Origin of the sequence: Paenibacillus sp. NPDC056722 (genome assembly GCF_042790635.1) — a bacterium.
Lineage (GTDB): Bacteria > Bacillota > Bacilli > Paenibacillales > Paenibacillaceae > Paenibacillus_AQ > Paenibacillus_AQ agri.
Map to the genome: position 1 here is coordinate 135,422 of NZ_JBHTYV010000003.1, position 20,469 is coordinate 155,890.

Below are 20,469 nucleotides of genomic sequence, written 5' to 3' on the forward strand. Positions count from 1 at the left end.
GTCTCCTTTGTCTCTGTTCTGCATACGGTGTATTATAGCAAACTTATCAGGAAAGAAGGTAACGGACAATGAACAAGTTCTTCAGCCGTACAAGCTCAGCCGCCGTCATGATGGCAGGATCACCAGCGCAAATTAAGGCCATGCTGGCCGAATGGATCGATCGGTACGGAAGGGATATGCCGCTGGCTTACGTCCTCTCTCTGCATGATGAAGCGCGGGTCCGCTCTTCTAAGGCTGGGTAAATAGCCTCTTAATTTATCAAAAGGCTAAATAAACTTCTTATAAATAACTTCAAAGACATCAACACCGATGGCGACATTTACGGCTCATGGATAACACATAGATAGCAGATAGTCAGCACATGGACTGCACATGGACTGGACATCGATAGTTACTGAGGTACGTAACTGGATTTCTTCCCGTTAATTCAACTCTTTTGCGCATTCGGAACTGATTAACGGGAAAAATTCCCGCTATTCCAGAGGTTTCAACTAACAAACTAGGCTTGGATCTGAAATAACAGGAGCAAATCCTGTTATTTTTTGTAATGTAACGATTCTGCAGAAATTAGCGGGACTTTTTCCAGTTATTCCATTTAAAATGCAGCTCCCCCACCCCCGAATTCTACCCCAGTGACTACACCACTTCGGGGTAATCGTAACTATTTCATCTCTTCTCGTAATCCGCAATTACCTCGGAACAAAAATAATGCCCTCTGACTTCCTACTGGGAAGCGAGAGGGCTGAAACGTGTGCTTTCACGTTATTATGGAGCGTGCTTAACCTCTTGGAACCGCCGTATGCGTACCTTCATGTACGGTGGTGTAGGGATGGGGATTATCTGCCCCTCCTACTCTTTTATGTATGTATTCAGGTATTTAGTTTTGCTCGCATTTGCTTTTTCGGACGTCACGGTTTCAAAATGAGGTTGATATACGGTGGCTCCCTGATCAATCGTCTTTTTTTCTTACTCCTAATGTATATCGGGATGGAATAATGGAGTAGGAGGCTACCCATTAACTGAGTAGCCAACTTCTCACACGACCGTATGTACCGTTGGGTATACGGCGTTCAACCGCATAAGTGCAATTTGCATAGAGCTCGTAATACGTAGGAAAGTCATAATATCCTGCCTGTACGAGCTTTACGTTTGTTATGGAACGAGACAGCACCACCGGGCTTGACTCAACGATAGACCGGTAGCTCAATTTGTTTTATACAACAATTCAATTATCAATTTTATGAAATTTGTAATATAACCAAACCATACCATCGTTCAATTGTTTTACCGAGGTCAGTTCTAACGCTTGTCCGGCTGCCGGCAGCTCTTCCCCTTTTCCATTGTATTCGAAAATAGAAGGCATACCGGAGAGGCCATCGATCCCCGGATATATTAGAAGGCTCAGCTCATCGAGAAGACCAGCTTTCAGGAAATTACCATTAATAATTCCGCCTCCTTCAAGCCTTAACTTCTTGAAGCCAAAATCATTCCCAAGTATCTCCATGGCCTTCGTCATATCTTTACCGTCAGCTCCACTAAACAAGTAAGAGACATTCCAGTCACGCAGATGCTCTAGATAACGATCCGAAACTTGTTCGCTAAGTAGGGCTATAAAGCAATAATCTGATTGTTCATCGTACATCACTTTGCCGCCAGGGTCTGTTACGATGAACGTGCGTTTGCCATTTCTTTTACCGACAAAAGGGTTACGGTCCTTCGTGGGCGGTTCGTCGCTATGCTCAAAAGTCTTTAGTGAAAGAAACTCCTGTAGTGTTACGCGCCCAAGAATTGTGGCTTCACCCCCCACTTGCTCAGCGATCTGAAAATAGATATCCAGAACTTCATCACTGCTCTTTCCATCGAACGGTTTGCTGTAACGTGTAACATCAAGCCTGCCATCGACTGTCGATTCCATATGACAAATAATCATTGGTTTCATACATTCATTCCCTCTCTAATTGGATTGTGTAAAATCAAAGCTCACAACACTTCCGTCTCCCTATTTTCTTTTCAGGGGTTTGTATGGAGCGTTCTGAACTCTTAGTTAAGAATAGAACTTTGAACGTAGAAATACACTACACGATCCGGGCAGATTATTGCCTAATTCGCCCATTCTGATTCCGATTTCACACTTTGTTTTAGAGGGATTTGGAAGTGAACTCGCCGCCAAGCGGCGAGTTATATACTACTAATCAAGAAGCATGCCAGCGGCCCTCATCCGGCTGATATCCCGATGCGGAGGCTCACCGAACTCGCGTTTGTATTCCCGGCTAAATTGAGTCGGGCTTTCATAGCCAACTTTGAAGGAAGCGGTAGTCGCATCCAGATTATCGAACAGCATCAGTCGTTGTGCTTCGTATAGACGCAGGCGCTTTTGGAATCGCAAAGGGCTGTATGAAGTCACTTTCCGGAAATGGCGATTGAAGGTGGATTCAGACATATGGACCTGATTCGCCAGATTCTCGATTAACAGAGGTTCCTGAAAATGATTGCGCAGCCAAGTGATAGCCTGAGCTACCCGATTAATAGGAGTGCCCTGAGTACCAATCGCGCGTAGACACCCGCCAAGGGGACCGATTATCAAGTGATAATGAATCTCCCTTATAATCAGAGGCGCGAGAATCGGTATTCGTTCCGGGTTCTCCAACAAACTGATTAGGCGTAGAAAACAGCCTGCGATTTCCAGCGTTGATGTGGCGGAGCAGATTCCCCAATGGTCATTCGTATCCACTTTGCCATCAAGCGGAACCTCGGTAGCTAATTGGGCAATTTGAGAAAGATCCAAAGGCAGGCTCAAAGACAAAAAAGGGGCTTGCGGGGAGGCTTCTATTTCGCTGTTAATACAGGGCATGTCTACGCCGGAGACCATAAACTCTCCTTCACCGTACTCCATTTCCCCATTTCCGAAGATCGTCCTTTTGCGGCCTTGAACAATCAGGCCAATTACTGGTCTATATATATTGCTTTCATCCTGAGTCGGAACGTCTCGCCGGAGTAGTACCAATCCATCCAAGGCTGTGTCTGCCTTCTGCGGTTCTGGCAAAAGGCGCAGGAGTTTTTCTGTCAACTGTTCATAAATCGTATAAATGTCGCTCGATATATTGTCGGATTTCATTTTTCTTCCGTTTAAGGATTCCACAAAAATCACCACCGTTTTTTTGTTTGAAATTTAATATAGCATAAACGTCCTGAGGAACAATCAATTTGAATGATTTGTAATTCAGCTCCACCACTCACATCTTTCTCGTAATTCACAATTACCTCATCACCTTACGCTTGCATCTAGCTGTCTGTCCCTACTCCCTCGCAAAAAGAGCTGCTACCTGAACTGGCACAATGCCGGTCAGATAACAGCTCTTTTAGTTAAGCGCAGAGGAGAGACCGCGGTCAGCCTATCCCTTAATGTTTTCCTGAATGATCGCAACCACCAGTTCGGCGGCTTTAGCGATATCCGCAGCCTTGATCCGCTCTTGGGTCGTGTGAATATGCTCGTAACCAATGGCTAGATTGACTGTCGGCACCTTCAGACCATTGAACACATTGGCATCGCTGCCACCGCCGGAAGCGAATAGGCGGGTTGTCAGGCCAAGCGAGGTGATCGCACGGTCAGCAAGCTGCACAACGGGATCATGCTGGTTGAAGCTGAACGCCGGATAGATCACTTCGCTGCGGAATTCACATTCCGCGCCGTGTTCACGAACGGTTGTCTCAAGCACTTCGCGCATGGATTCGATCTGCCGGTCCACCTTCTCCTGCACAATACTGCGGGCTTCCGCATCGAGCTGCACATGGTCACAGACAACATTCGTCGGGCCACCGCCGGCGAATTTGCCGATGTTGGCAGTAGTTTCGTTGTCAATTCGACCGAGCTTCATCGCCGAGATTGCTTTGCTCGCCACCTGAATGGCACTGATGCCATCCTCCGGATTGACCCCGGCATGCGCCGACTTTCCGTAGATTTGCATTGTAATTCTCGCCTGAGTCGGTGCAGACACCGCAATCGCGCCTACTTCACCATTGGAGTCCAGCGCAAAGCCAATCTCAGCGTCCAGATGCTTAGGGTCCATAGCTCGAGCGCCCAGCAAACCGGACTCCTCACCCGCTGTGATAACAAATTGAATCTGACCATGCGGCAGACCTTGCTCTTGGATTACCCGGATCGCTTCAAAAAGTGCTGCTAATCCGGCTTTATCATCAGCACCCAGAATCGTGCTTCCGTCACTTGTAATCCAGCCGTCTTCATGCAGGGTTGGCTTAATTCCTTTGCCGGGCACCACTGTGTCCATGTGGCAGGTAAACAGCAGCTTAGGCGCCGTAACCCCTTGCACTGCAGGCCACGTTACAAACAAATTGCCTGCTCCATGTCCTGTCCGCTCCTGGGAGTCATCTTCGACAACCTCCAGACCCAGTGCTTTGAACTTGCTCGTCAACACATCGGCGATTTCCCGTTCATTTCCCGTCTCGCTGTCCACACGGACAAGCTCCATAAATTCCTGTATCAATCGGTCCTGTACAATCACTGGACTTCCCTCTCTTTCACGGATACGTTACAATAGTTTGTAATTGTGATATGTTCATAACTTAAACTAATTCAAAAGGAGTCACTCATGCAACGTCAAAAATGGTTCCGCATCATTATCTACGTTATGCTGATCGCTATGATCGCATCCACCTTGCTGGTTGTCATCGAGCCCTTCCTTGCCGGCTAGTTTCCTGCACAGGCAACGATAATAATAGCGGCCAGGGTTCTCCCGGCCGCTATTTGGACTTGCCATTTTCCCGGACCCATCACACTTAATGTTCATTCCAGGACGATATGGCTTCACTATCAAAAGGAAAATGCTGCAGAAAATAAGGAATTAGCGACTGTGCAACTTCCTCAACATCCATTACGCGGCCAACGCATTCCTCCAGGGAGGTTACCCCGTACTCCGTAATGCCGCATGGAACAATGCCCTGAAAGCCTTGACGGGCAATTCCGGCAGAAATGTTAAAAGCAAAGCCGTGGCTGGTAATAAAGCCCCTGCGGTGCTTGCTTTTATTAAACTTCACACCGATCGCGCAAATTTTCTCATCGCCTACCCAAACCCCAGTATATTCCGGCTTGCGGCTGCCCACAATGCCATGGGAGGCAAGATAATCAATAATTACCGCCTCCAAAGTTCGCAAATAACCATGAAGATCTACTCTGCCCTGTTCCCCCAGCTTCAACAGCGGATAACCGACCAGTTGTCCAGGACCATGATATGTAATATCCCCACCACGGTCGATTTCAAACAAAGCAATGCCTTGTTCCTGCAGCTGTACGCTGTCCAGAAGAAGGTGCTCAGGATGATTCTGCGATCCGATGGTGTAGGTAGGAGGGTGCTGCAAAAGGATCAACTGCTCCGGCTGCACTCCGCGATCAATCCCTTGCACAAGCTCCTTCTGCAGCTCCCAGGCTGCACCATACTCCATCAATGGTGCATAGGAAATACGCAGCCTGTGGTCATTCAAGTTCTCCATGCGTCAGGTCCCCTTTAGTGAGTCTCTGTATCCTGTGATGGGCCGGGTATGGATCAGTAAAGCTTCGTCTCCGGCGTATAGCCTTCAATATTATCTTTTACACGCTGCAAGAAGCGTCCACAAATCACACCGTCAAGAATCCGGTGATCCAGCGACAGACAGATGTTCGCCATAGAACGCACGGCAATCATGTCGTTGATGACAACGGGCTTTTTCACGATGGATTCAAAGGTCAGGATTGCCGCCTGCGGATAGTTAATTATTGGATAAGACAAAATCGAACCAAATGAGCCGGTATTGTTGACGGTAAAGGTTCCGCCTTGCATGTCGTCGAGACGCAGCTTGCCCTCCCGTGTCTTCTGAGCCAGTTCGTCAATTTCGCGAGCCAGACCAGCGATATTCTTCTGATCGGCCTTCTTAATCACCGGAGTCATTACGGAGTCTTCCGTGCCGACGGCCAGCGAGATGTTAATATCGCGCTTCACGATGATTTTGTTAACGGCCCAGACCGAGTTCATGATCGGATAATCCTTAATTGCACTAACCACTGCTTTCATCATAAACGCCAGGTAAGTCAGATTGATACCTTCCTTGCGCTTGAAATCATCCTTCAGCTTGTTGCGCAAAGCCACGAGATTTGTAACATCCACTTCAATCATGGTCCAGGCATGTGGAATTTCTGACACACTCTGGCGCATTCTGGTCGCAATGGTATTGCGGATCGGTGTGACATCGATCAAGTATTCGGAAGCGCCATTTTGTGCCCCTTCAATTTCAACCGACGGAATACGCGGAGATTCACTCAGATGCAGTCCAGAATGGCGGACTGGCTCATGCGATGCGGATGCACCTTCTGCCATCGGCGGTGCAAATGGAACTGTAGGTGTTGGCGACTGTGCATATGTTGGTGCCTGTGAAGGAGTAGGAGCTGATGCTTGTGGTGCATTTTGCCCAGCAGTAGCGGCACCTCCAGCTTCCAAATACGACAGCACATCTTTGCGGGTGATGCGTCCGCCCATTCCTGTACCAGTAACCGCAGTTAAATCAATGTTATGCTCCGCTGCCAGCGTCTGAACAGCTGGGGAATAGCGGGCACGCATCGGAGCATCCGCAGATGAAGCAGAAAGCGCAGGTCTGCTAGCAGTCGGAGCCACTGGTGATGCCGGTACTCCCGCAGCAGCTATAGGTTGCGAAGCAGCGCTAGCCGCGGCTGAAGCCGCTTCAGAAGGCGATACAGGTACAGCGATACGACAAATCACTTCTCCCACACCAATCGTCTGGCCTTCCTCAGCCAGAAGCTCGCCCATAATTCCATCAACAGTGGATGGCAGCTCAGCGTTTACTTTATCCGTAATAAGTTCACACAACGGCTCATACTGCTCAACCGGATCACCCGGTTTCTTCAGCCATTTGCCGATGGTTGCCGACACAAGCGATTCCGCGAGCTGGGGCATAACCACGTCGGTCAACTTTTGATTGTCAGACATAATTTCACTCCTTAAAAGTTTTACGGAGCCGTGCTTCCTAGAGTTACTCCGCAGTAAAACTCGCTTCGAAAGCATACTCTTAGTTTTACGGAGCCATGCTTCCTAGAGTTACTCCGCAGTAAAACTCGCTTCGGAAGCATACTCTTAGTTTTACGGAGGTATACTCCCTGGGGCTACTCCGCAGTAAAACTCGCTTCGAAAGCATTCGCTCCGCAAAGACTAATAAATGTTAGTATTGCGCCAGGCGAAGCATCTCCGCCTTCACTTTATCCTTGCTAAGCATGAAGAATTTCTCCATTGGCGGGCTGATTGGCATGGCAGGTACATCGGGACCACAGAGTCTGAAGATTGGCGCATCCAGGTCGAACAGGCAATGCTCGGCAATAATGGCTGCAACCTCGCCGCCTACACCGCCAAATTTATTGTCTTCATGGACGATCAGCACTTTGCCCGTTTGACGAACTGCTGCGATAATCGCAGCGGTATCAAGTGGCTGCAACGTGCGCAGATCAAGGATATGCGCTGTGATACCCTCCTCACGTTCCAGCTCTTCCGCTGCCTGCATGGCAAAATGCATTGGGAGGCTATAGCCGATAACCGTAATATCGCTACCTTCGCGCAGCAGGTTCGCTTCGCCGATCGGCACTGTGTAGTCACCCTCAGGAACGTCCCCTTTTATCAGCTTGTAGCATTTCTTATGTTCGAAGAACAATACCGGATCAGGGTCACGTACAGCGGCCTTCAGCAGTCCTTTGGCATCATAGGCCGAATAAGGAGCTACAATCTTCAGGCCTGGTGTACCGAAGAAAATGGATTCAGCACACTGTGAATGGTACAACCCCCCGAAGATACCGCCGCCGATAGGCGCACGGATCACCAATGGACAGTCCCAATCATTATTGGAACGGTAACGGATTTTAGCCGCTTCACTAATAATTTGGTTGGTGGCTGGCAGCATGAAATCTGAATACTGCATCTCGGCAATCGGCTTCATACCATACATGGCTGCACCGATGGCAACCCCGGCAATCGCGGATTCCGCAAGTGGTGTATCCAGCACACGCTCTTCACCGAACTGTTCCTGAAGGCCCTTGGTCGTCGTGAACACGCCGCCCTTCACGCCTACATCCTCACCCAGTACGAACACGGAGTCATCGCGCTCCATCTCTTCCTTCATCGCCAGCCGAATAGCGTCAATATATTCCATCATAGCCATCGCTTATACCCCTCCTTGTGACTGGGAATCGCTGTACACATGCAGCAGCGTTTCTTCCGGTTTCGGGAACGGTGCATTGTCGGCGTATTCAATAGCTTCTTTCAGCTCCAGATTGTACTCTGCAACGAGATCGCGTTCCTGCTCCTCACTCCACAGTCCCAGAGCTGTCAAATAATCGCGGAAACGGGCTACGCCGTCCTTTTTCCAGTTCTCGTCAACCTCTTCCTTCGTCCGGTAAGCCAGATCGTTGTCAGAAGTCGAGTGTGGTCCGAGACGATACATCATCGCTTCAATCAAGGTAGGACCTTCACCCGCCAGCGCACGTTCGCGGGCTTCCTTCACCACTCGATATACTTCCAGCGGATCATTACCGTCAACACGAATACCCGGGAATCCGTAACCTAACGCGCGGTCGCTGACCTTCCCGCCAAGCTGGCGGTGGGCTGGAATGGAGATGGCGTACTGGTTGTTCTCGCACATAATAATAACCGGAAGCTTGTTGACCCCAGCAAAGTTGCACGCTTCATGAAAATCCCCCTGGTTACTGGAGCCTTCACCAAAGGTAACAAAAGAAACAAACGGCTTCTTCTGCATCTTCGCAGCCAGCGCAAAGCCAACCGCATGTGGTACCTGAGTCGTTACCGGACTTGAGCCGGTCACGATCCGCAGGCGTTTGCTGCCGAAATGACCCGGCATCTGCCGGCCACCACTATTGGGGTCTTCCGCCTTAGCGAATACAGACAACATCAATTCACGCACCGTCATTCCTACTGAGAGCACAAAAGCATAATCACGGTAATATGGCAAAAAATAATCGTTCTGCCGGTCTAGCGCAAAAGCGGCTGCAACCTGAGCCGCCTCCTGGCCGATACCAGAGACATGGAAGTTGATCTTCCCGGCGCGCTGCAACAGCAGGCTGCGCTCATCGTATTTGCGAGAGAGCTGCATATATCTGTACATATCAATGACCTGGCCGTCGCTGAGTCCAAGCTGCTTATGTCGGTTAACCGTTTCTACAGTACCTTGCAATTCCATAAGTGAGGTACCTCCTAAAGTTTGGTAAGCGCAACTTCTTTCAGCTCCTTCATACGAAACGGCTTTGGAAGCATACGCTTGTTCATGTAGCCTCAAATCTTAGACTGTTTTAGGACCACCTATACCCTGATCTTAAAACCAGGTACTAAGACTTGGCTTGAGTCTATTATAATCCCAACTTACTCAAAAAGAAAAGCCGGAAATAAACGTTTGACAGCCCTTTTGAAGCCGTTTGGGCAGCAGAACCCATTCTCTGCTGTCCCTCAAGTCCCTCGCAGCCCATTTTACAAGCCAATTGCTTTACCATCCACTGCCAACATGGCTTCGCCCACGATCTCCGACAACGTCGGATGCGCATGGATCGCCTCGCCGACTTCCCATGGCGTCGCGTCCAGCAGCTGGGCCAGCGCCGCTTCCCCGATCAGATCGGTCACATGCGGCCCGATCATCTGCACACCCAGAATGTCACGGCTGCTGCGATCAGCCACAACCTTTACGAACCCGTCTTGCAGGCCATATACAATAGCTTTGCCAATGGCCGAGAAAGGAAACTTGCCAGTGACAACATCATGCCCTAAAGCCTTAGCTTCCTTTTCCGTATAACCGACACTTGCAACCTCAGGCCGTGTGTACACACAGCGGGGAACAAGGTGGGGATGATACGGATGAAGCAGCTCCCCGGCTAGATGATTCACGGCCCGGATGCCTTCATGGCTTGCCGCATGGGCCAGCTGCAATCCGCCAATGCAGTCACCGATCGCATAGATATGCGGTTCGCTAGTTTGCATGTTGGCGTTGACGGAGATAACACCCTTCTCTACGCGGATGTCTGTGTTCTCTAGACCAATATTCTCCACATTGGCTACCCGTCCTACGGATACGAGCAGCTTCTCTGCTGTCAGAACCTGCCGCTGCTCACCTTTAGTTGCTTCGATGGACAGCGTATCCCCGCTGCTGCTAAAGCTCTCTGCATCCACAGTCGTACCTGTCAGAATCTTAACGCCTCTTTTCTTCAGAAGGCGCTGCAGTTCACGTGCCACTTCCTCATCTTCCTGCGGCAGAAGCTGGTTTGCGGCCTCCACCACTGTCACGTCCACACCGAAATCAGCCAGCATGGAAGCCCATTCTACACCAATAACTCCGCCGCCGACGATGATCATCGAAGCAGGGAGCTCTTCCAGCGTCAAGGCTTCTTCACTGCTGAGGATCATCTTGCCGTCAGGCTGAAGTCCTGGCAGAACACGCGGACGGGAACCGGTAGCGATAACGAGATGCTCTGAGACAACGGTCTCCATCTCGCCATCTTCCAGCTCCACCGCCACGGCACCACTGCGTGGAGAAAAAATAGAAGGGCCAGTGACGCGCCCTTTCCCTTTGATGACTTGTATTTTATTTTTGCGCATCAGATACTGTACGCCTTGATGAAGTTGATCGACTACGGATTCCTTACGCTGCTGTACTTTTGGGAATACAAGCTTTACGCCATTAGTCTCAATGCCGTAGCTTTCGCTCTCCTGTACTTCCGCGTACACTTCGGCGCTGCGCAAGAGCGACTTGCTTGGAATACAGCCACGATGCAGGCAGGTTCCGCCCAGTTTGTCCATTTCGATGACGACAACAGATTTCCCCAATTGTGCAGCACGGATTGCGGCCACATAACCCCCGGTTCCCCCACCTAGCACTGCCACGTCGCATGAAATTGTCATGATATGTATCCTCCAGTCATTACACTTAGCTTTGAATGTTAATCTACTACATTGTACTCCCTTTTTAGCCTATTACAAAATGTATATTCGTCATATGTCAATGGACTTTTACAGATTGAAGCGTTATCATAATGTTGAACTTACAGCGCCTAGAAGGGTAGGAGACACTTATGAGACTGCTCATTTCACGCTTTATTGCCATCCTTATCCTTGTAATTCCCGGCCTTGTCGCCATGAAGGGCTTTCTCATGATGAAGGATGATATCTTCGACTATTACTCCATGCATGGAGATGATAGTGTTACTCCGGTATTCGCCTGGCTTCATTTTGGCGGGGGACTGGTGCTGTTCGCAGCAGGCATGACTTTCCTCGGCGGCTGGATTCTCACCCGTGACCGCAAACGCAATTACGTCGGCCCCCGTTTTCGGGAGAAGCAGAAGGCTGAAGAAACAACACCGTGAAACATGGCTCACTTATCCAACTAGCAGCATTTTTTCATCCTATATTTCTTGAATTTTTCAAGCGAAATTAGGATACATACAAAAGGTCAGGCGTTTCTAGTGAAGGTAAGGCTTTAATATGCAAATCTCCCATCCCCTTTACAAGTTGTCTTAACAGTGGAAAATGGTCCACCTCGCAATTAAGTGCATTTTTGTATCTTATTTTTCTTCAATTTAGGGAAAAGAAGGACATAAGGGCATTATTGTATCTTAATTTTCAAAAAAGCACGCTAAACGGGGTATTCTGGAAGATTTAAGGTACAATATTGCACTTAATTCCCACTAAGCCTTAGCTACAGAGTATTTAAGGTACAAAAATGCCGTTAATTGCAGTTCGTTAGCCAAACTTCGTTAGTCTCTCTTCGTAAATCATTATTTCAATGCGTTCCACATATTTGTTTTCTCAAAAAACTCCCAAACGTTAGCACATCAAATAAGAGGCTCCCCGTGACTACGCAAATGCGCCTTCGGAGAGCCTCTTTTGTTGCTCTATATGACGTACTTGAGATACGAACTTAAGAACCGAACTTAAGATCCGGACTTAAGTCACAACATAAGACTCGGGCGGCCCTACGGTGGATGTTTGGACTTTTGGCCGATGATGTCCTAGGTCAGTTAACAGCTGCTTTACGCTGACCCTGTACCAGTTCCTGGTACAGTCCCTCTTCCTGTAGCAGCTTCTCATGGGAGCCTTGCTGGATCAACCTGCCGCCCCGCAAGACAAGAATACGGTCCGCTGCACGAATCGTGTTCAAGCGGTGGGCGATGACAAAGCTGGTTCTGCCCTTCATCAGCGCCTGCAAGCCTTCCTGAATTTTGACCTCTGTCACCGTATCGATGCTGCTCGTCGCTTCATCCAGGATAAGCATGGCCGGGTCGGCCAGAATGGCTCTCGCAATCGCCAGCAGTTGCTTCTGCCCTTGACTGATTCCACTGCCATCTGCAGACAGCATTCGATCATAACCGCCAGGCATCCGCATGATGAAGGAATGCGCATTGGCCAGCTTCGCTGCCTGCTCGACTTCCTCATCGGTAGCATCCAGCTTACCGTAGCGGATATTGTCCCGGATGCTGCCCTTGAAGAGGAAGGAATCCTGCAAAACAAAAGCCATATGCCCGCGCAGACTCTCGCGCTTGATCGAGGTGATATCCCTGCCGTCTATCATAATCCGGCCTTCGCTCGGATCGTAGAAGCGGGATAACAGGCCAATTAGTGTTGTTTTTCCAGCACCTGTCGGCCCCACCAAGGCAATCATCTCGCCGGGCTTCGCCTCGAAGCTGATATTCTGCAGCGTATCACCTTCTCCGTCATAGGAAAAAGCCACCTCGCTGAATTGAACGGCCCCTGCTACATGCTCCAGTGCGATAGCCGCTCCTTCATCGCTGGCCTCAGTCTCCTCGTCCAGCACCTCAAATACCCGTTCAGCCCCAGCCACAGCGGATAGCAGTGTATTCCACTGGTTCGCCAAATCGTTAAGCGGCCGGGTGAATTGGCGGGTGTATTCCACAAATACGAGAATAACCCCAACCGAGATGGAGCCATGGATTGCCAGCAATCCGCCGACTCCGGCGACAATGGCGAAGCTCAGGTTGTTGAGCCCGTTCATCAGCTTCGGAATGAAGCCGGAGATCGACTGTGCCCAGTACCCGGAGAGCATGATCCGGTTATTTCGTTCACGGAAGCCCTGGATCACTCTGGTTTCCTGGGAGAAGGCCTTAATAATCCGTTGGCCGGACAAGGTTTCTTCAATGTAGCCGTTCAGTTCACCCATATTGCGCTGCCGTTCCTTGAAGAGCGGACCTGTGCGCCGCGTAATCCAGCGCATGCCAAACAGCATTAATGGCACCACAATAAACGTTAACAGGGTAAGCAGCGGGCTAAGCCACAGCATAACGACCACTGTTCCCACCAGTGTAAGTACACTGGAAAAAATCTGGATCGCCGAGCTGTTTAACGTAGAGCTGACATTCTCGATATCATTGGTCAGACGGCTCATAATCTCGCCCTGCTGTCTGCGGTTAAAAAACGAGATTGGCAGCCTGTGGAGATAAGCGAACAGTTCGGTTCGCATCCGGTAGATCGTCTCCTGAGCCACCTCGATCATCCAGATATTTTGCAGCCAAGAGGTTAGTGAATAGAGGATATATACTAGCGACAGTGCGCCGAGGAAGATTCCCCAGGACCGGCCCCCTGCGCCTTCCAGATAATCGTCCACCGCCATCCCGATCATGTAAGGACCTAGCAGCGACAAGCCCGAGCTGAGGATTACCATAAACAACACCAGTCCCAGCTTGGCTTTGCGCACAGCAAGGTAGCTCCAGAGCCGTTTCAGCGTACCGGACCAGTCCTTGGCTTTACCCTTGGGCTTGCGTCCGGAAGGTGTCCCGAATCCGCTCCCCGCCCCCAGTTCGATGTCCGGCTTCGGATGGCGGAACGCTTCAAGTAAGGCTTTCAACATGTTGCTCCGCCTCCCCTGTCTGTGATTCAAGAATGGTCCGGTACAGCTTCGAGCTGGCCATCAGCTCAGCATGTGAGCCGCGCCCAATCAAACGACCTTCATCCAATAGCAGAATCAAATCTGCAGATACTGTAGAGCTGATCTTCTGAGTAATCAGGAATGTTGTACAGGACATTTCCTTCAAAGCCTGAAGCAGCAAGCCTTCGGTCACCGCGTCCAGCGCACTTGTGCTATCATCAAGAATCAGTATGGCCGGCTTGCGGACAAGTGCCCTGGCAATCGTAAGCCGCTGCTTCTGACCGCCGGACAGATTAACGCCCCGTTGTCCCAGCAGCGTATCGTACCCCTTCGGCAAATTAGCAATCGTCTCATGAATCTGGGCCGCTGCCGCCGCCTGCTCAATCTCCTCCTGAGTGGCATGCTCATTGCCCCAGGCGATGTTCTCCCGCACCGTGCCGCTGAAGAGCAGCACTTCCTGTGGAACATAACCGATCGCGCCGCGAAGCTTATTGAGATCCAGTTTGGCGGAGTTCACTCCATCCACTGTGATCATCCCGCCACTCTCTTCATAGAGACGGGGGATCAGTCCAACGAGCGAGGATTTTCCGGAACCGGTAGCGCCCATAATAGCCACTCGTTGCCCTGGCTGCACCGCAAACGACACATCCTCCAGCACAGCGATCTCGCTGCCAGGATAGCGGAAGCTCACTCCGTCGAAAACAACACTGCCGTTGATTGCTGCAGTGGAATCATTAGCATTCCCTGGGTTTGGTGTCGCATGTGCTGAAAAGCCCAACGCTCCTGCCGTCCCGTCCGAGGGCGGGTTACCGGCGGCCATGACCTCCCCAATCCGCTGTGAGGACGCGCGGGCGCGGGAGAAGGTCACCACAATCCAAGACAGTGCGGATAATGCTCCGATCGTCCGCAGTGAATAATTGATAACTGCAACTGTCTCTCCCAAGGTGGCACTTCCTGTAGAAATATCCACACGCCCGAACCATAGAACAGCCACAATTGCAGCATTTACAATCAATAGAATGAAGGGCATCGTAGTCTCTGTAAGACGAAGTGCAGATATCGTTGTTTTCATCAAATTACCGCTAAAGTTAGCAAAACGGCCAATCTCATGGCCCATCCGTACAAAAACCCGAATCAGGCGAATACCTGTCAGATTTTCCTGAATAACACTGTTTACGCCGTCAAGCCGGTTCTGAACCTTACGGAACAGCGCCGAGGCTTTTTTCATCACCCAATATAAAAAAACGATCAGAATGGGCAATGTTACTGCCAACAGCAGGCCCAGCTTAAAATGCACGACCAGCGCCATAATCACACTGCCCAATACTACGAGCGGAACCCGGGTCATAAAACGCAGGCTCATGAACACCGTATCCTGTAGCTGGGACACATCAACGGTCAGACGGGTAATCAGCGACGAGGTGGCAAAGCGGTTAAACACTTCATACGTGAAGCCTTGTACCTTCTCATACAACCGATCCCGCAGATCGAAGGCAAAGCTCTGACTGGCATGTGAAGCGAGAAAAGAACTAAGTACACCAGCTATAAATGCCAGGACTGCGCTACCAATGAGCACTCCACCCCATAGCCACACCACCGATGCCTTCTGCTCCCTGATTCCGTCATCAATAATTTTGGAAATCAGGAGGGGCTGGGACAATTCCACAGCTAGCTCAATGACCATCATGACCAGTGCAGCAATGGAGGCAACTCTGTATTTTTTGAGAAAAGAAAAAATTATGTCCATAAGCATTTCCTCCGTAATATTCCATTACCCGTTATTCTGCTTATTCATACAATGCTTCCCGCAAGCGGGTAGACATCGTGGATGACTGGCCTGTTTTCAAAATCACCCGTCTCAATGCCTTGTTACTGCGATTACTCTCGGCCAGATCACCTAGCATCTCTTCCAAAAGACGCTTAGCCGCCTCGGATAAATCCCCGCTCGCTTCGAGTGCCGCTATCCGTTCCTTGTAGTCATCGTATTGCTCAGCCATGCCATTCCCTCCCTTCTTCACACGCTAGAAACCGTGCCTGATATACGAACTCATGTTTCACTGCAATAGAATTAATTATAGCATATCCTGTCAGAATGATCTTTACGACAACCTGAGCGCAAGAAGACTGTAGAACGCATTATTGACACTGGCTTCTCCGGGGCTGAATATGATACTCTGTTAAGGTCGCAATTTTCGGGATCATAATCAAGCGGGTACCAACGAAAGGATAGATGGACGTGGCACAGTTGTTTTTTAGATACGGGGCAATGAACAGTGGAAAATCCATAGAGATATTGAAAGTCGCACATAACTACGAGGAGCAGGGAAAATCGGTGCTGATGTTTACACCCTCCATTGATGACCGGGACGAAGTGGGCTATATCACCTCACGCATCGGACTTCGTAAACAAGCCATTCCGATTGATGATAACACCGATATCTTCGGGATTGTCAGCAGAAATCTGCCCAAGCCCCACTGTGTATTGATTGACGAATGCCAGTTTTTGAATAAGGACAGCATTTTGCAGCTTGTGCGGATTGTCGATGAGCTGGATATTCCGGTGATGGCGTTCGGGCTCAAAAATGATTTTCAGAACAACCTCTTCGAAGGTAGTAAATATATGCTGATCTATGCGGACAAAATTGAGGAGATGAAGACGATCTGCTGGTTCTGTGAACGCAAAGCAACCATGGCCCTCCGCGTAGAGAACGGTAAACCCGTCTACAGCGGCAAGCAGATTCTGATCGGCGGCAATGAAGCATACTATCCCGTGTGCCGCAGATGCCACAAGAATCCCCCCTTGTAACGATAAAAGCATTCCGAACCGGTTCATCGGTTGGAATGCTTTTTTTATTAAAGTCAGCGTATTCCCTGCAGTGCCCTGTGCTCATCTTCCTTCCGGACATATAGCTCATATTTAGGATTGGGTCGTCCTCCGGCCCTAGTGCGCTGGTTCAAGCCTGCGCTTCCCCCATCAATCTTGGAACGATGCGGTATACCTTCAGCAAGCAGATGATTCTTAACCTTGAGATATTGCATTTGATCGAATGTGGAATACAGCAAAAAGCGTTCCCTTGGAATAAAGAAATCCAGTATGCTACGCAACAAACTCAATGTTAACCCTCCTCGTCTCTATCAAATACATTTTTAAGAATTTTTTGCCGGAAAGTGTCATTTATCGTTGTTGTATTTTAGCATATTCTGTATACTGTTTGGTAGATTAAGGATTTATTAGTCTGATTACCGGGATGTGTCAGCATGTTGGATTTTGTGCTATTCATGATTTTTTCTGTTATAGAGAGTTCTACATTATTCTATTTCGCATTTAAGGTTTTTAAAATTGATTTGTATGTAAAAGAAATTATATTCGCAGGCTTTATCATGGCCTTTTTCTCTTATACTATTCGAATTGTATATGGTTTGGCTGAAATTGATATTTTAGTACAATACTTATTAGTTTTTTGCTTTTTGTGGCAATTATTTCGTATTCATATCTTCTATGCCGCAATCATGACGGGTATGGCCTATCAAACCTATATGCTTATTCAATCCCTTGTGTATTTAGTCCTGAATAGAACATTCATTTCTACACTTCATATTCCTACCAATTCCTTAAGAATATATTTCCTACAATGCTTATCCGCTCTTTTAGTTTTTTCTATAGCTTTTTATATAGGTAAGAGAAGAAAAGGTTTTGATTTTGTTCCTGATAAACCCGATGGAAAAATAAATATAAGTCACAGTGAAAAGATACTGTTTGCTTTGTCGTTCCCCTCTATTACTGTAGTCGTACTAATGCTTTACCTTTTCGATAGTTCATCTCCATACTTTCGTTTGATGCCGCTGTTCTATGCAATCATTCTATACGGTTATTTATATCTCTCAAGAAAAAAGAATTTTGGAGATACGATATGAATAAATTAGCGTACAAAATTGCCAGTTTGATAAAACATACCAATCCAGAAGAAACATCCTCTATTGAAGTCATGCAATATGCTTTAAATATTATTTTGAATACTATGGTAATTTTTCTCGGTACTTTTATGCTGGGCTGGTTACTAGGTAACTTAAATGAATCCATAATCTTTATACTATGCTTTTCTTCATTACGATTTCTCTCTGGCGGGTTTCATCTTAAAACGGCAACAGCCTGCAATATTTTCACGATTTTACTATGTACCCTAACTCCTTATTTGATCACCCTTGAAAGCAACCTAGTTTGGATCATCAACAGCGTAAGCTTGCTAATCATGTTTTTGTTCGCACCAAACCCGGACAAAAATGCCCAAATACAGCCTCAGTGGTATCCCATGCTAAAAAAATTCTCAATAATCCTGGTTTCTCTGAACTTCTTCATTGGCTCTGCTGTTATCGGACTTGCTTTCTTAGCCCAGTCCTTAACAATAATACCTTGGAAAAGGAGGATAAAATCATGAAGAAAACTGCAGCTAAACTCGCCTCTTCAACGCTTTCCGGATCTGCCCGTTTTTTTGCATCCGTCTTGAAGATTGGACTACACAGTCCAGAAGCTCCAAAAGAACTGCGGAAGTAGTCGAACAAGGACGGGGAAAACATGCGTGTCTTGCTAAATGACGGTTCCTCCCAGGAAATTCTGGAGGAAGAAATATTGTATTTCTCCAATTACAAAAATACGATATTCGTCCATACGAAAGAAGGCGAATTTGTTCTCCCCACCACTCTTTCCGATCTTTTCGCCGCTTATGGTAGCAAGGGCTTTGAACGTCTGGACCGCAGCAACGTCGTGAACATCAACAATATTGACGGTTATGATTCCGAACGGAAGATCGTTTTTTTCAATCAAGGGGAGTATTTCACTAACGTCTCGGAATCAAACGAAGCCCGAATCAAAAAGTATCTGTATGACCGCAACAAAACTCGGGATTAAAAAACAAAAACGGCGATACTGTCCTCATGTGGGATAGGTCGCCGTTTTCCGTTTTCGAATACATATTTTACACAAAAAGTTAATTATCGCTTAAAGCCTATAATAAGTAAAGATAAATTCGCAGCGCGAATGGCAGGAGACGGATTCAATGGCAAATGGTACCATTTATATCAGGGTCCTGATCCTATTCTTACTACTCTTTGGAGGAATCCTATGAATTATCATTTTCATCCCATTCCGCGCCCTTCATCACTCGATATGCTATCCGACGAACAATTGATAGATATTTATGAATTGGCCATCGAAGCCAAGGCCTCTCCAGAATTTATCGATATTATTGAAAATGTCCTGAGCCGCAGAAACCTTCTCTATGCGTGTAAACACAAATCATAAGGTCTCTAAAGTCTAGAAGCAGAATATTCCCTTCACCAGTCCTTCACCAGTCGTCTTAACAGTGAACAAGAGGGGCTCTCTCCCAGACTAACAGCATTTTTGTACCTTATTTTCCTTCAATATAGTTAAATGAGGGAAATAAGGTCATTATTGTATCTTATTTTCAGGAAAAGCGCGCTGAACGGGGGATTTTGGAAAATTTAAGGTACAATATTGCACTTAATCTCCGCTAACCCTTAGCTGCAGAGGATTTAAGGTACGAAAATGCCGTTAATTACACTTTGATACTTAAGTAGCACACGTATGATCTGGGTTCAAGCGTCGTCACTGCTGCCACCGACAGTTATTTAAGAACAACAATTCGTTGTTCAGCAGCCCTGAACATAAAAAACCAGGCACCCCCGCTCGGGCGATGCCTGGTTTCTTTTTCAATTCATATTGCTCATTGCAATATTATTCAACAATCTCTGTCTTAAAGACATTGTCTAATTTGACGCCAATTCTTTTCTTCAAAGGGACTTTAACATCACGGCCCAGCTCTTTAAAGAAGGTATCTGCATCACAGTTAACGTTCTTAGCCAACGCAGTCAGCACACCATCTCCAACGATGTTTGTGTTGCTCTCCGCAGGTATGTCTACTTCAATATCATACTTTTTAGTTAGAGTTCTGATATATCTCGTAAAGATCTCCAGCAGTTCCTCGTTGTTAAAGTATTCAATGGCTGCCTTTCCTTTGCTGGTGAATTTCATGGTAATCTTCAATAGCGTATCCCCTTTTCTCTTCCCCATTGGTAATGTATGCTCTGATTCAACTTAAAATAGATGGCTGTAAGAAAGGGCAACAGATTCATTTCTTTCAGTACGATCCTATCTCTAATCATAACACATCAGGACAAGGGATGGTAAAGGGTTCGCTCAGAGAAGATTTTATCCAAATATTACATGAGCTTTGCCCCGTCCAAATTCTTCGGCTTGCTTGTCATTTAGAAAGGAAATTTGAAAACGACCACTACTAAGATTATTATTCCAACAATCAACGATATTAATCCCCGGTTATCTTTTCTTCTTGTATAAAAGTATGCCCCATTAAATATCACTGCACCACACATCGTTATCATCGACCATGTACGCATGGCTTGATCAGCCGGATTATAATCATTAATTGATAAATACAGAGCCAGTGCAATGGTGGCTAATGAAAACAGAATACCGAGAATTCTTAAAAGGTACTTCAAACTTCGTCC

At 47.8% G+C, this 20,469-nt stretch carries 22 protein-coding genes; 8 read left to right on the forward strand and 14 right to left on the reverse strand.

Annotated elements, in window-relative coordinates; all coding sequences use genetic code 11:
* Nucleotides 1–68: 68 nt before the first annotated feature.
* Nucleotides 69–242, forward strand: coding sequence for a hypothetical protein (locus ACFRAM_RS09190; RefSeq protein WP_379465629.1), 174 nt, complete (start codon nt 69–71; stop codon nt 240–242).
* 983 nt (nt 243–1,225) lie between these two features.
* On the opposite strand, the gene ACFRAM_RS09195 is transcribed toward ACFRAM_RS09190, so the two are convergent.
* From ACFRAM_RS09195 to ACFRAM_RS09205, 3 genes are all read right to left on the reverse strand, one after another.
* Nucleotides 1,226–1,939 (reverse strand): dihydrofolate reductase family protein, encoded by a 714-nt coding sequence (locus ACFRAM_RS09195; protein WP_379465630.1) that lies wholly within the window; start codon nt 1,937–1,939, stop codon nt 1,226–1,228.
* A gap of 249 nt (nt 1,940–2,188) precedes the next feature.
* Entirely contained in the window at nt 2,189–3,139 is a 951-nt protein-coding gene (locus ACFRAM_RS09200; RefSeq protein WP_379465631.1) for an AraC family transcriptional regulator, read from the reverse strand.
* Between the two features lie 253 nt (nt 3,140–3,392).
* On the reverse strand, nt 3,393–4,520 hold the full coding sequence (locus ACFRAM_RS09205; protein WP_379465632.1) for a M20/M25/M40 family metallo-hydrolase: 1,128 nt from the start codon (nt 4,518–4,520) through the stop codon (nt 3,393–3,395).
* A gap of 87 nt (nt 4,521–4,607) precedes the next feature.
* On the opposite strand from ACFRAM_RS09205, the gene prli42 reads away from it, so the two are divergent.
* On the forward strand, nt 4,608–4,709 hold the full coding sequence (prli42, locus tag ACFRAM_RS09210) for a stressosome-associated protein Prli42 (protein WP_139084594.1): 102 nt from the start codon (nt 4,608–4,610) through the stop codon (nt 4,707–4,709).
* A gap of 85 nt (nt 4,710–4,794) precedes the next feature.
* Here prli42 and lipB read toward each other — a convergent pair whose 3' ends face one another.
* From lipB to lpdA, 5 genes are all read right to left on the reverse strand, one after another.
* The gene (gene lipB, locus ACFRAM_RS09215; RefSeq protein ID WP_379465935.1) at nt 4,795–5,496 is read right to left on the reverse strand and encodes a lipoyl(octanoyl) transferase LipB; all 702 of its coding nucleotides are present in this window, start codon (nt 5,494–5,496) and stop codon (nt 4,795–4,797) included.
* A gap of 62 nt (nt 5,497–5,558) precedes the next feature.
* A complete protein-coding gene (locus ACFRAM_RS09220) occupies nt 5,559–6,992 on the reverse strand; it encodes a dihydrolipoamide acetyltransferase family protein (RefSeq protein ID WP_379465633.1) in 1,434 nt (477 codons plus the stop codon).
* Nucleotides 6,993–7,221: 229 nt separating this feature from the next.
* Nucleotides 7,222–8,208 (reverse strand): alpha-ketoacid dehydrogenase subunit beta, encoded by a 987-nt coding sequence (locus ACFRAM_RS09225; protein WP_175373093.1) that lies wholly within the window; start codon nt 8,206–8,208, stop codon nt 7,222–7,224.
* Nucleotides 8,209–8,211: 3 nt separating this feature from the next.
* The gene (locus ACFRAM_RS09230; protein ID WP_175373092.1) at nt 8,212–9,243 is read right to left on the reverse strand and encodes a thiamine pyrophosphate-dependent dehydrogenase E1 component subunit alpha; all 1,032 of its coding nucleotides are present in this window, start codon (nt 9,241–9,243) and stop codon (nt 8,212–8,214) included.
* A 284-nt stretch (nt 9,244–9,527) separates the two neighbouring features.
* The gene (gene lpdA / locus ACFRAM_RS09235) at nt 9,528–10,949 is read right to left on the reverse strand and encodes a dihydrolipoyl dehydrogenase (protein ID WP_379465634.1); all 1,422 of its coding nucleotides are present in this window, start codon (nt 10,947–10,949) and stop codon (nt 9,528–9,530) included.
* 170 nt (nt 10,950–11,119) lie between these two features.
* Here lpdA and ACFRAM_RS09240 point away from each other — a divergent pair, with 170 nt between their 5' ends.
* The gene (locus tag ACFRAM_RS09240; RefSeq protein ID WP_175373090.1) at nt 11,120–11,410 is read left to right on the forward strand and encodes a DUF2627 domain-containing protein; all 291 of its coding nucleotides are present in this window, start codon (nt 11,120–11,122) and stop codon (nt 11,408–11,410) included.
* A gap of 650 nt (nt 11,411–12,060) precedes the next feature.
* On the opposite strand, the gene ACFRAM_RS09245 is transcribed toward ACFRAM_RS09240, so the two are convergent.
* Genes ACFRAM_RS09245 through ACFRAM_RS09255 form a run of 3 tightly spaced genes read right to left on the reverse strand, consistent with a single transcriptional unit; the run spans nt 12,061 to nt 15,923 of the window.
* Nucleotides 12,061–13,908, reverse strand: coding sequence for an ABC transporter ATP-binding protein (locus ACFRAM_RS09245; RefSeq protein WP_379465635.1), 1,848 nt, complete (start codon nt 13,906–13,908; stop codon nt 12,061–12,063).
* Nucleotides 13,889–15,673 (reverse strand): ABC transporter ATP-binding protein, encoded by a 1,785-nt coding sequence (locus tag ACFRAM_RS09250; RefSeq protein ID WP_379465636.1) that lies wholly within the window; start codon nt 15,671–15,673, stop codon nt 13,889–13,891. Before ACFRAM_RS09250 ends, ACFRAM_RS09245 begins: the two co-directional genes overlap by 20 nt.
* A gap of 40 nt (nt 15,674–15,713) precedes the next feature.
* On the reverse strand, nt 15,714–15,923 hold the full coding sequence (locus ACFRAM_RS09255; RefSeq protein ID WP_379465637.1) for a Ni2+-binding GTPase: 210 nt from the start codon (nt 15,921–15,923) through the stop codon (nt 15,714–15,716).
* A 239-nt stretch (nt 15,924–16,162) separates the two neighbouring features.
* Between ACFRAM_RS09255 and ACFRAM_RS09260 the strand changes: the two genes are divergently transcribed.
* Nucleotides 16,163–16,732 carry a thymidine kinase gene (locus tag ACFRAM_RS09260; RefSeq protein ID WP_175373086.1) on the forward strand — a complete coding sequence of 190 codons (570 nt, stop codon included), beginning with the start codon at nt 16,163–16,165 and terminating at the stop codon, nt 16,730–16,732.
* 53 nt (nt 16,733–16,785) lie between these two features.
* Here ACFRAM_RS09260 and ACFRAM_RS09265 read toward each other — a convergent pair whose 3' ends face one another.
* Nucleotides 16,786–17,040: a putative signal transducing protein gene (locus ACFRAM_RS09265; RefSeq protein WP_379465638.1), complete on the reverse strand. Its 255-nt coding sequence runs from the start codon at nt 17,038–17,040 to the stop codon at nt 16,786–16,788.
* Between the two features lie 144 nt (nt 17,041–17,184).
* On the opposite strand from ACFRAM_RS09265, the gene ACFRAM_RS09270 reads away from it, so the two are divergent.
* The 4 genes from ACFRAM_RS09270 to ACFRAM_RS09285 all read left to right on the forward strand — a co-directional run bounded on the left by ACFRAM_RS09270 (nt 17,185) and on the right by ACFRAM_RS09285 (nt 19,225).
* Nucleotides 17,185–17,841: a hypothetical protein gene (locus tag ACFRAM_RS09270; RefSeq protein ID WP_379465639.1), complete on the forward strand. Its 657-nt coding sequence runs from the start codon at nt 17,185–17,187 to the stop codon at nt 17,839–17,841.
* Nucleotides 17,838–18,362, forward strand: coding sequence for an accessory gene regulator ArgB-like protein (locus ACFRAM_RS09275; RefSeq protein ID WP_379465640.1), 525 nt, complete (start codon nt 17,838–17,840; stop codon nt 18,360–18,362). Before ACFRAM_RS09270 ends, ACFRAM_RS09275 begins: the two co-directional genes overlap by 4 nt.
* A 137-nt stretch (nt 18,363–18,499) precedes the next feature.
* Nucleotides 18,500–18,832 (forward strand): LytTR family DNA-binding domain-containing protein, encoded by a 333-nt coding sequence (locus ACFRAM_RS09280; RefSeq protein ID WP_379465641.1) that lies wholly within the window; start codon nt 18,500–18,502, stop codon nt 18,830–18,832.
* A gap of 213 nt (nt 18,833–19,045) precedes the next feature.
* Nucleotides 19,046–19,225, forward strand: coding sequence for a sporulation histidine kinase inhibitor Sda (locus ACFRAM_RS09285; RefSeq protein WP_379465642.1), 180 nt, complete (start codon nt 19,046–19,048; stop codon nt 19,223–19,225).
* Nucleotides 19,226–19,678: 453 nt separating this feature from the next.
* On the opposite strand, the gene ACFRAM_RS09290 is transcribed toward ACFRAM_RS09285, so the two are convergent.
* Together ACFRAM_RS09290 and ACFRAM_RS09295 are read right to left on the reverse strand one after the other, a co-directional pair.
* A complete protein-coding gene (locus tag ACFRAM_RS09290; RefSeq protein ID WP_066363626.1) occupies nt 19,679–19,987 on the reverse strand; it encodes a hypothetical protein in 309 nt (102 codons plus the stop codon).
* A gap of 221 nt (nt 19,988–20,208) precedes the next feature.
* Nucleotides 20,209–20,460 (reverse strand): hypothetical protein, encoded by a 252-nt coding sequence (locus tag ACFRAM_RS09295; RefSeq protein ID WP_379465643.1) that lies wholly within the window; start codon nt 20,458–20,460, stop codon nt 20,209–20,211.
* Nucleotides 20,461–20,469 lie beyond the last annotated feature (9 nt).